The sequence below is a fragment of the Ideonella azotifigens genome (genome assembly GCF_006519715.1).
In the GTDB taxonomy this organism is placed as follows: Bacteria; Pseudomonadota; Gammaproteobacteria; order Burkholderiales; family Burkholderiaceae_C; genus Ideonella; species Ideonella azotifigens.
In genome coordinates this window covers 1-7,076 of record NZ_VIDT01000262.1, presented here as the reverse complement: position 1 = coordinate 7,076, position 7,076 = coordinate 1, and the positions used below count along the sequence as shown (strand labels likewise).

The window sequence follows — 7,076 nt, the reverse complement described above, 5'->3', positions numbered from 1 at the left end:
ACGCGGTATGCGGACGACCTGGTGATCTCCGGCGGCGCGGAACTGGGAGGGTTGGCCGAGCGGGTGGAACGCTGGGTCGGCCGCATCGCGCTGGAAGAAGGCCTGGCGCTGAACCACCGCAAGACGCGTTGCCAGACGGCCGGGCGCCGGCAGTCGGTCTGCAGCATCGTGGTGAACCAGCGGCCCAACCTGCCGCGCGACGAATTCGACCGGCTCAAGGCCGTGTTGCACCAGTGCGTGACGGCCGGGCCTGCGGCGCAGAACCGCGAAGGCCATGCCGACTGGCGCGGCCACCTGCAAGGCCGCGTGGCCTGGGCGGCACAGCTCAACCCGGCCAAGGCCGCGAAGCTGCAAGGCCTGCTGGCGCAGATCGACTGGGCGCGCTGAGTCAGCGAACCAGCCTCAGAACACCAGTTCTTCCGCCGGCACCGCGTGGTTCTTGCGGCCTGGATATTCCAGCCAGCGCATCGCAATGTTCAGCTCGCGGATCACCATCGCCGCCTCGATCACGCTGCCATCTTCCAGCGTCATCGAGTCGGTGGTGTGCGCGTCCGACACCAGCGTGAGGTCGTAGCCATGGTCCAGCGCGGCGTAGGCGGTGGCACGGATGCACCAGTTGCTGGACGCGCCGGCCAGCACGATGTGCGTGGCGCCCAGCCGCGCGAGCTCGCCGTCCAGCGGCGTGTCCTCGAAGGCCGAGTTCCACTGCTTGTGGATGCGCGTCTCGCCTTGCGCAGGCGCCAGACCCGGCGCCCATTGCCAGTCCGCCGAGTCCCGTGGCATTTCCTGGTTGTGATGCTGCACCCACAGCACCGGCGCCCCCGCCGCGCGGGCGCGCTCGACCGCGCGCTGCACCTGCGCCACCACCGGCACCGGCTGCCAAGCGTTCCGCACCACACCGACCTGAACGTCCACCACCAGCAAGATCGAACGACTGCCTTCGCGTACCGTGGCCATGACCTGTCTCCTAGGGCAACACTTTCACCTTGAGGTTCCTGAAATGCGTTTCGCTGCCGGGGTCGTGACCCTGCAGCGCGAAGGTGCCGCTGGCCAGTAGGCGCTGCTCCAGGCCTTCGGGCCGCGGCGGGTTGGCTTCCTCGGTGTAGTCGACGATGCGCTCGCCATTGATGCGGGTGACCACGTGCTTGCCTTCGACGCGGATGCTCATCGTCAGCCATTGGCCGTCGGGCACCGGTACCTTGGAGTAGTCGACGATGCCCCACAGCCCTCCCGTGCGGCTGGGGTCGCTGTGCGAGTTGTTGACCTGCACTTCGTAGCCCTTGTCCGGCCAGCCCTTCTCCTGCCACTGGGTGTGGAAGTAGACGCCGGAGTTGGCTTTCGGATACGTCTTCAGGTCGACGCGCAGCTCGAAGTTCCTGAAGTCGTGGTTGGCCACCGGGCCGAGGTAGAACAGGTGTGAGCGCGGGCCGTGCACGACGATCTCGCCATCCTTCACGCTGAAGGTGCCGGGCGCGTCGCTGGCACGCCAGTTGTCCAGGCTCTTGCCGTCGAACAGCAGTTGCCAACCTTCTGCCTGCTCGGTGGGACTGAGGGTGTTCACTTCGGCTCCAAACACGGTGGCCGCCTGTGCAAGCAGCAGGCCGGCGATCAAGGTCAGTTTGTTCATGCGCATCTTCGGTTCAAACAGGGCGGATGCCGACGATCTTCAGCACCTCGGCCGGCGGGCCGTCGAAGGTTTCGGAAGGCGTGTTGCCGACAAAGCCCAGGTCTTTCATGCCTTGCGGGCTGGTGTAGAAACCGCCGGCCGTGAGGTCGCGAAAGCGGGCGAAAAACCGGGCCGGCCTGGCAAAGCGCGGGCTGGTCTTGGCGGCCACGCTGCAGATGTCGTCGCACACGGCGTGCTGCTGCTCAGCGCTTGTTTCGGCAAACGGTTTGCGAAAGCGACGGCCGGCTTCGGCGTCCATCCAGGCCAGGCCTTGCACGATCAGCGCCTTGTCCTTCACATGGTCCGGGTAAGGCGCGCTGACCCATTCGTCGATGAACTGGTGCACCTGCAGCTCGGCCGCACTGGGCGAGTGTTCGTCTGCCGGGATGATGACCGCGCACAGCACCTCGGCGCAGCGCCGCTGGCGCTCGCTGAAGCTGAGCGGCCACAGCTCGCCGGCGCGGTAGGTCTTGACCAGGTTCGGGTCGGTGCCGTAGCCGGTGGGCCGCGGCTTGGGCACGGCCGCACCGGTGGGCGACCAGGCCGGCAAGGTGGCCGCGGCCAGCATCCATTGCAGCGATTCGCGTCTTTGCATGGTCATCACAGCTCCTTGCGGCGCAAGCGCTCGACGATGTGGTCCGCCGCACGCCAGGCCAGCGCCATGATGGTCAGCGTGGGGTTTTTGTCGGCGTTGGAAGCAAACGGCGCGCCGTCGGTGATGAACAGGTTCTTCACGTCCCAGGTCTGGCAGAAGGCGTTGGTGACCGAGCGCTGCGGGTCGCTGCCCATGATGGCGCCGCCCACCTCGTGGATGATGGAACCGCCCGCCGCGATGGCCTTGCGGCCGTCCAGTTCGGCCTTGCCCTGCACCTTGCCACCCATGGCCTCGATGATCTCGGCGAAGGTCTTCTGCATGTGCGCGGCCTGGCGCGTCTCGTGGTCCGACCATTGCCAGTGGAAGCGCAGCACCGGAATGCCCCACTTGTCCTTCACCGCCGGGTCGATCTCGCAGTAGGACTGCTCGTTGGGGATCATCTCGCCCCGGCCGGAGAAGTAGGCGAACGAGCCGTAGTAGCGCCGCGCGTCGGCCTTGAGCTGCCGGCCGTAAGTGCCGCCGTTGAGCCACTCCAGCTCCGCCGCAGTGCCCATGGACGGCATGCGCCGGCCGGTGCCCAGCTCGATGTGATAACCCCGCGCAAAATTCATCTGGCCCTTGGCCTGCTGCTGGTACAGCCACCAGGGGGCATAGAGGTGCGAGCCGCCAGCGCCGTCCTCGTTGTGCGGCGGCAGGTTTTCCAGCAGCGGGATCTGGCCGCCCAGGTCGCTGCCCACGGTGTCCATCACGTAGCGGCCCAGCTTGCCGCTGCTGTTGGCCACGCCATGCAGGAACTGCGCGGACTTGGAGTTCAGCAGGATGCGCACCGACTCGCAGGCGCTGGCTGCCAGCACCACGACGCGGCCCGTCACCAGTTCGTGCTGGCCATTGGTCTTGTCGACAAAGCGCACGCCGGTGGCCTTGCCAGCCTTGTCGGTCACCACCTCGTAGGCCATCGCATTGCAGACGATGTCCAGCGCGCCGCTGGCCAGCGCCGGCGGCAGATGCACCGCGGTGGACTGGTAGGTCGCACGGATGGAGCAACCACGGCTGCAGGGCGTGGCCCAGAAGCAAGCGGCCCGGGCCTGCATGTCCTGCGCAATGATGCGCTGGGCGCGCTCGTTGCCCGGGTGCAGCTTGGCGGGAATCGTCTTGTGGTCCAGCGGCCGGGTGAGCACTGCACGGTGGATGGGCACCACCGGCACACCCAGCGTGGCACCGCGCTGCTGCACCAGCCGCTCGCCCACGCGGGCGGCCGGCGGCGGCAGCAGGCAGCCGTCCGGCGAATCAGGCGTGTTCTCCAGCCCCTCGTTGGAGCCGTAGACGCCGATCAGCATCTCGACCTTGTCGTAATACGGCGCCAGGTCCTCATAGCCAATCGGCCAGTCGAAGCCCAGGCCGTCGCGCGAATGCGGCTTGAAGTCGTACGGCCCGTTGCGCAGCGCGATGCGGCCCCAGTGGTTGGTGCGCCCGCCCAGCATGCGAGCCCGCCACCACTCGAACTGCCGGCCATCTTCCTTGGAGGCCCTGGTGTACGGTTCGCCCGGCACCGCCCAGCCGCCGTCGATGGTGGCGTCGTAAAAGCCGAAGGGCTTGTCCGGCGTGCCGGCGCCGCGCAAGGGCGCGTCGGCATAGGTCTGGAACATCGGCGTCTCCGCCGCGATGTCGTAGTTCCGGCCGGCCTCCAGCATCAACACCTTCACGCCTTCCATCGCGAGGGTGTAAGCCGTCTGCCCGCCACCGGCCCCCGAACCAACCACGATCACGTCGTAGTCCTTCTGCAGGGTGCGAGGGGTCACGAATGGCAAGAAAGTCCTCCTTGGCTGGCGCGTGGCGAGCGGTGGGTGGCGGCCGGCTTGTGGCCGTCAACCTCATGGTCGCACAACGACGCGCCACAAAATGGCCGAGGTCTCGCCCGTCGCATGTACGGACTTGCAGACATGCTTCCAGCCGTTGGACGCCAACTCGTCCCGATCAACCTGGCGCAGGACCGTACGGTGCCGCCCGTTGCCCCGCACCATGCGCCCAATACTTGTCCCCGAACGACCAGTGCCACCACTCGTACGGGTAGTTCACGAAGCCCTGGGACTGCATGGCGTCGACCAGACAGCGACGCAGTGCCCGTGCAGCTTCGGGAATGTCCTCGGCGCCGGTGAAGCACCGGTTCTCGCTCACCTCGGGAGAGGCGTCGTAGGCGGTGCCCATGTCCAGCTCACGGCCAGAAGCGTCGGCCAGGGTCACGTCGACCGCGCCGCCGGTCACGTGGGTCGCACAGTCCGGCGGGGCGATGAAGCGGGCGGCGAGCAGGCGCAGCGCGGCAGCATCCATCTCGGGATGCAGGCCACGCAACTTGGCCAAGTAGCGGTCGAAGTAGCGGTGCTGAATGGCCAGCGGGCGGTAGGCCTCCTTGACCAGCAGTCGCGTCCCTGCCGGCAGAGACGCGGCCACCGCCGCCAGGCGCTGCGCCGCACCAGCGCGAAGCCGAAAGTCCGGCACGTAGCCCAGGTGGGCCACGTTCTGCGGCGACTCGTCCAGCAGCAGCGCGCCGCCGGCCTCGGCCACCAGCGGGACCAGCGGCTCTCCGTTGTCCTGTACCGGCAGTTTCTGGATGCAGTCGTCGGCGACGGTCGGAAACATGTGAGATGGAAAGTTCAAGACATTTCGGAACCGGGCAGCCGCAATCGAAGGGTTCGGCCTTCTTCCGCATTCATCAATTTGATCTGATGCCGACGAAACACAGCCGTCCAAATCGATTCGCCCATCGCATCCAAAGGGGACTGAACGAGGTAGCACGTGACGCCCTCCGGCGTTGCCACGATCTCGATCACCTGCCCCGAGCTTCCACGCTGGACGCGATCCAAAAGATCGTACGGTGGATGTAGCACCTGCACTTCATCGCCGACACGCGGCAGACGCCAGCAGCCGAAGCAGAGGGCCAAGGCTTGATCACCGCGACCAATGGCGCGAGCCAGCTCCTTCAGCCACGAAGGCCCCTCCGGTGCATCCGTGCTGTAGCGGAACGAGCGATCGCAACGTGGGCAGTAGGCGTAGGCCATGGCTGGATCATCCGCGGCGGAACGACCGCACCAGCTGCAGCTCGCCGATCTTGCGCATCGGCACGACAAAGGTCTCTCTTCGTTCGGCGCCGGTGTTTTCGTCGAAGACCAGCGTGACGCGGCCGGTGATGATGGGTTGCTGGCGGGTGGACTCGTCGAAGTGGTAGCCCTGGTCGCCGAAGTTGCCCCAGTAGTTGACGTAGACGTGATAAACGCCGGGCACCGGCGCGGTGACCGAGAACATCTCTGGGCCGGCGCCGTCCACGCTGTCCACGTCCAGGCCGCCACCGGTGGCGAGGATGGGATTGCCGAAAAAGGCGTGGCCGCCATCGGGGGTGAGCACGTGCAGGTCCAGCTCGGCGTGCGGATCGTCCCAGGCCAGGATGATGCGGACCTGGGCCTTGGTCTTCAGCGGGTTGGCGTCGTAGAACTGCACGCGCTGCTGGGTCTTGCCGTCGGTGCCGCGCAGCGAGATGGTGTTGCTGCCTGGGCCGAAGGCATAGGGGCGCGCAAAGCGGCCTTCCTGGTCGCTGTAGAGCGGCATGGCGTTGCCGTTGACGACCAGCGTGGGCGGATGGCGCTGGGTCTTGTCAAACGCCTTGAGCTGGCCTTCGATCAGCGTGCGGCCGCGCTGGCCGCCGCGGTCGATCAGGTTGTTCGGGTAGGCGTAGCCGACCGTGTCGCCGTTGTCGAGCAGGCCGCTGTGGGTCCAGCCGCCGGCGGGGTGCTGGATGTCGCGGTCGGCTGCGATCGCGGACACACCGGCGGCCAGCAGCAAGGCAATCAGGACGGCACGCATCACGGGATCACGAAGGAACGGATCAGGGTCAGCTCGCCGGGCTTGCGCATCGGTACGCGGAAGGTTTGCTGCTTCTCGCTGGGCGTGCCTTCGTTTTCGATGACTGCGACCTGGGCCACGGTGATCACGTCGCGCTGTTCGCCGGCGCCGAAGTAGTTGACGTAGACGTGATAGACCCCGGGCACCGGTGCGCGGCTGGCGTAGATCTCGGGTCCGAAGCCTGTCGTGACGTCCACGTCCAGCGCACCGCCGTTGGCCACCACGCGCTCGCCGTACCAGGCGTGCTGGCCATCGGGCGAGACGACGTGCAGGTCCAGGTCGGTCTGGTCGGTGTCCCAGCTCAGCACCACGCGCAGCTTGACCGGCGCGCGGCCGGGATTGGCCTCGATGAATTGCACGCGCTTCTCGGTGCCGCCCGGCCCGCGCACGCTCACGCCATGCGAGCCGGCGCCAAACGACCAGGGCCGGGCGTATTGCCCGTCTTCGCCCACGCTCAGCGGCAGCGCCACGCCGTCCACCACCAGCCGAGCGACGCTGCGGCCATCTTTCGGCCTCGCCGCGATCTCATTGCCGATGCGGCCGGCGATCAAAGCAGTGCTGCTGCGGCCTGCGGTGTTGACGTTGGAGGCCGGGTAGTGGACCTCCTGAACGAAGTCCTGCCCGGTGCTGTCGCTGGCACGCCAGCCGCCGCGTGGCGTGTCGATGCCGGGCGACTGCTGGGCTTGCGCGGTGCAAGCCAGGAGGGAAGACAACAGGAGGAAAAGGTGGCGGGGCATCAAAGGTTCCTCAAACGTCGGCCAGCTGCTGGGCCAGGCGCTCGATGTAGGTTTCATCCTGGCCGCGCGGATGGCGGCGGAAGGCCAGGTGCAGGTATTCGTGGATCAGCGTGACGCGGCCTTCTCGGCTCTGCCATTCGCGCAGGAAGATGCGGCCACGGCGCGGGTCGGCATGCGGCACGCC

At 67.2% G+C, this 7,076-nt stretch carries 9 protein-coding genes; 1 reads left to right on the top strand and 8 read right to left on the bottom strand.

Annotation, left to right across the window (positions count from 1 at the left end; translation table 11 throughout):
• The coding region (locus FKP22_RS32140; protein ID WP_510606715.1) for an RNA-dependent RNA polymerase family protein at positions 1-387 on the top strand (387 nt) is incomplete at its 5' end.
• 15 nt (positions 388-402) lie between these two features.
• On the opposite strand, the gene FKP22_RS16180 is transcribed toward FKP22_RS32140, so the two are convergent.
• The 8 genes from FKP22_RS16180 to FKP22_RS16145 form a co-directional block, all read right to left on the bottom strand.
• On the bottom strand, positions 403-957 hold the full coding sequence (locus tag FKP22_RS16180) for a cysteine hydrolase family protein (protein ID WP_141288493.1): 555 nt from the start codon (positions 955-957) through the stop codon (positions 403-405).
• 10 nt (positions 958-967) lie between these two features.
• Positions 968-1,627 (bottom strand): 3-keto-disaccharide hydrolase, encoded by a 660-nt coding sequence (locus FKP22_RS16175; RefSeq protein WP_211361426.1) that lies wholly within the window; start codon positions 1,625-1,627, stop codon positions 968-970.
• A 13-nt stretch (positions 1,628-1,640) separates the two neighbouring features.
• Positions 1,641-2,267 carry a gluconate 2-dehydrogenase subunit 3 family protein gene (locus tag FKP22_RS16170; RefSeq protein WP_211361425.1) on the bottom strand — a complete coding sequence of 209 codons (627 nt, stop codon included), beginning with the start codon at positions 2,265-2,267 and terminating at the stop codon, positions 1,641-1,643.
• The gene (locus FKP22_RS16165; protein ID WP_231012940.1) at positions 2,267-4,060 is read right to left on the bottom strand and encodes a GMC family oxidoreductase; all 1,794 of its coding nucleotides are present in this window, start codon (positions 4,058-4,060) and stop codon (positions 2,267-2,269) included. Before FKP22_RS16165 ends, FKP22_RS16170 begins: the two co-directional genes overlap by 1 nt.
• 175 nt (positions 4,061-4,235) lie before the next feature.
• The gene (locus tag FKP22_RS16160) at positions 4,236-4,898 is read right to left on the bottom strand and encodes a M15 family metallopeptidase (RefSeq protein WP_141288490.1); all 663 of its coding nucleotides are present in this window, start codon (positions 4,896-4,898) and stop codon (positions 4,236-4,238) included.
• Positions 4,899-4,912: 14 nt separating this feature from the next.
• Entirely contained in the window at positions 4,913-5,317 is a 405-nt protein-coding gene (locus FKP22_RS16155; protein WP_141288489.1) for a hypothetical protein, read from the bottom strand.
• A gap of 7 nt (positions 5,318-5,324) precedes the next feature.
• On the bottom strand, positions 5,325-6,116 hold the full coding sequence (locus FKP22_RS16150; protein ID WP_141288488.1) for a YfaP family protein: 792 nt from the start codon (positions 6,114-6,116) through the stop codon (positions 5,325-5,327).
• Positions 6,116-6,892 carry a YfaP family protein gene (locus FKP22_RS16145; protein ID WP_231012928.1) on the bottom strand — a complete coding sequence of 259 codons (777 nt, stop codon included), beginning with the start codon at positions 6,890-6,892 and terminating at the stop codon, positions 6,116-6,118. Before FKP22_RS16145 ends, FKP22_RS16150 begins: the two co-directional genes overlap by 1 nt.
• Between the last annotated feature and the right edge of the window lie 184 nt (positions 6,893-7,076).